A 1229-nucleotide genomic window follows, 5' to 3' on the forward strand; every position below is an offset into this window, starting at 1 on the left:
TCGCGCCATCTTCGTAGCTGACTTTTTCAATATCGAACTCAAACTCAGGCAGTTGTTTTTCAACATATATCTTGTTGAATAGGACTTCTTTTTGCGCTGGTTTGAATTTGCAATCACCTTCTGCCATGTACGCGTAGCCGTACTTGCCATAGATTTCATCCAGTAGCTCAGACAACTTTTTGCCCGTTACCGAGATCATTTCAACCAGTAAGCTCGATGCGAACACACCATCTTTACCTTTGATATGACCGCGAATAGTTAAACCACCAGAGCTTTCTCCACCAATCAGTGAGTCATCTGCTTCCATTTGCGAGCTGATGTGTTTGAAGCCAACTGGAACCTCAAAACATTTCTCACCGTGATCTTCGGCGATTTTGTCTAATAGGTGTGTTGTTGCGATGTTACGTACGACTGAGCCTTTCCAACCTTTGTATTTCAATAGGTAGTAATACAGAAGAATCAGCACTTCATTTGGATGAATGAAGTTGCCTTTCTCATCGATGATACCAAGACGGTCTGCATCGCCGTCAGTCCCAATACCGATGTCGTAGCCTTCTTGCTCGACAAGGTGCATCAAGCGGTACAGGGTCGCAGCACTTGGAGAAGGCATTAAACCGCCGAAGTCTGGGTTTTTTCCGTCGTTGATCACGTCTACTTCACAGCGGCCGTTGATTAGGACGGTTTGTAGTGCGTTTTTCGCGACACCAAACATCGGGTCAATCAGCACACGAAGGTTGGCTTTTTTGATTGCTTCAATGTCGATAAAGTCGATGATTGAATCAACAAACTCGTTCATCGGGTTGATGATTTCAATCAACTTGTCTTCAACCGCTTGATCAAAATCGACACTTTTCACATCTTGTGCGGTAAGTGCGGAAATTTGAGTTTCAATTTTCTCGGTAATGATTTCATCTGCATCACGACCACCTTCAATGAAGACTTTGATGCCATTGTAATCTGCAGGGTTATGCGATGCGGTGATGCACGCTGAGTATGCACAGCCCATCTCTTTTGCTTTGAACATCACGATTGGTGTTGGAACAAACTTATCGATAAAGCTAACTACAATGCCATTTGCCGCTAAAACTTCGGCAAACCAACGGCCCGCTTTATCAGACAGAAAACGTCGGTCATAGCCAATGACAAAGCCACGATCTGCCACTGATTCTCTGTTAGTGATGTTTGCTACTGCCTGAGCAACCAAACGAACATTATCTTTAGTAAATTCT

At 44.0% G+C, this 1229-nt stretch carries 1 protein-coding gene; it reads right to left on the minus strand.

The features are described 5' to 3' along the window. The coding region (locus R7P67_RS25065; RefSeq protein WP_318086352.1) for a phosphoglucomutase/phosphomannomutase family protein at positions 1-1229 on the minus strand (1229 nt) is incomplete at both ends.

The sequence above is a fragment of the Vibrio sp. Vb0937 genome (assembly GCF_033338855.1).